The sequence below is a fragment of the Streptomyces sp. H39-C1 genome, from assembly GCF_027158125.1.
Taxonomy (GTDB): Bacteria; Actinomycetota; Actinomycetes; order Streptomycetales; family Streptomycetaceae; genus Actinacidiphila; species Actinacidiphila fildesensis.
Genome location: NZ_JAPVLS010000292.1, coordinates 1 through 615, shown reverse-complemented (window position 1 = coordinate 615; position 615 = coordinate 1). Strand labels below are relative to the sequence as shown.

Here is a 615-nt window from a genome sequence, read left to right as displayed (position 1 = left end):
TGATGGACCACCGCCGCGAGTTCGAGCACCTGGTCCGCGACCAGCTCGGGGCAACGGCCGCAGCCCAGGTGCTCTGGAGCGCGCCAAGGCTGATCTGCATCGCCGGCGACTTCACGCGCTACGACGTACACGCCGTACGCGAGCACCGCAGGTCGATCGACCTGGTCCGCTACCGGCTGTTCGGCAGCGACCTGCTCGGCCTGGAGACCCTCGCGTCCGTGAGCAGCGGGACTCAGGCGCCTCGGCGGGCACGTCGACAGGCCGGCGCACGCACGGCAGCCGACATCCAGGGCGCGTCGATGGCCGACCTGGCGACGGCGGTTGACGAGGCGTTGCGTGGTCTGGGCGACGGCGTGAGCCGCGTGGAGCGCAAGCAGTACCGGGCGTATCAGCGGCTGCGGAACTTCGCCTGCGTCTGTCCGCCCCAGCGGAGCAAGCTCCTGGTCTACCTGAAGGTCGACCCGAAGCGCGTCGACCTGGCTCCCGGGTTCACCCGGGACGTGTCTGGGCTCGGCCACCACGGGACCGGCGACTTGGAAGTACAACTCCGCACGACGAGGGACGTGGAGCGTGCGCAGGACCTGTTCCGTGCGAGCTACGCGGCGGGGTGATCGT

At 70.2% G+C, this 615-nt stretch carries 1 protein-coding gene; it reads left to right on the top strand.

The window, feature by feature from the left end; genetic code table 11:
* A partial coding sequence (locus O3W51_RS48280; protein ID WP_269290458.1) for a DUF5655 domain-containing protein occupies window positions 1–611 on the top strand: 611 nt, incomplete at its 5' end.
* Between the last annotated feature and the right edge of the window lie 4 nt (window positions 612–615).